This is a genomic window from Kitasatospora sp. NPDC007106, from assembly GCF_040634455.1.
Lineage (GTDB): Bacteria > Actinomycetota > Actinomycetes > Streptomycetales > Streptomycetaceae > Kitasatospora > Kitasatospora arboriphila.
In genome coordinates this window covers 1-1,031 of record NZ_JBEYFP010001463.1, presented here as the reverse complement: position 1 = coordinate 1,031, position 1,031 = coordinate 1, and the positions used below count along the sequence as shown (strand labels likewise).

The window sequence follows — 1,031 nt, the reverse complement described above, 5'->3', positions numbered from 1 at the left end:
GGGCTCGCCGCGGTCCACGGCGGCGGCGACCGCGCCGAGCACCTCCTCGGCGCCGATCAGGGCGGCCTCGATCTCGCCGAGTGCGGAGCGGTAGCGCGGCAGGGTGGCGAGCGGTTCGGTGAGGTTGGCCGGGGTGCGCTGCCGCAGGAAGCGGACCAGCCAGTCCTGGGCGGCGCGGGCGGTGCCGAGGTGGACGGCGGACAGCGCGAGGTCGTGCCAGGCCCGGGCGGTGCCGGCGGCGGCCTGCTGCTCCGGGGTGTCGCGGCCGGGGGCGGTGAGCCGGACGGCGAGTTCGGGGGCGACCCGCACCCGGTCGAGGACGATGTCGTGGCCGGCGCTGGCGCGCAGGCCGAGCTGGTCCCAGACCGGGTCGATCTCCAGGCCGGGGCTGTCGCCGCGGACGAGGAACAGGCCCGTCCGGGGCACGGCCTCGTCGGTGCAGGCGGGCACGGCCATCCAGGCGAGCGCCTCGGCGCCGCTGCAGTCGTGCTTCCGGCCCGTCAACTCCCAGGCCTCGCCGTCCCAGTGGGCCACCGTGGCGGGTGCGCCGGGCTCGCCGCGGAGCGTGCCGAGCAGGGCCGGTCCGCGGCGGGACTCGGTGAGCACCCTGCGGTAGGCGGCGGCCGGCCACAGCCCGGCGCGGGCCTGTTCGGCGTGGAGCAGCAGGGTGTGGGCGGCGAGGACGGCGACGGAGGCGTCGCCGCGGCCGAGTCCGGCGAGCGCGCGGACGGTGTCGGCGAGTCCGGCGCCGGCGCCGCCGTGCCGGTGGGCCACGGTGAGGGTGAGCAGTCCGGCCTCGTGGACGGCTTCGACGCCCTGGTAGGGGAAGGTGCCGTCGCGGTCGTGCTCCTCCGCGCGGGCGGCGAGCAGGTCGGCGACGCGGGGCAGGCGGGCGAGGGCGTCGGTGACGGCGGTGCGCTCGTGGGGCGGGGCGGTGGCGGGGGTCATGTCGGGGGCCTCCGGGCTGCGGCGGGACGCGGGCTGCGGGGCGGCACCGTCCGGGCCGTCCGCGGGCGCTGGGCCGGCGGTCC

General features: G+C 79.7%; 1 protein-coding gene. It reads right to left on the bottom strand.

Features of this window, described 5'->3' with window-relative positions; genetic code table 11:
• Positions 1–948, bottom strand: a 948-nt coding sequence (locus ABZ641_RS39305; protein ID WP_359989542.1) for an acyl-CoA dehydrogenase family protein, incomplete at its 3' end; no start/stop codon positions are given.
• Positions 949–1,031 lie beyond the last annotated feature (83 nt).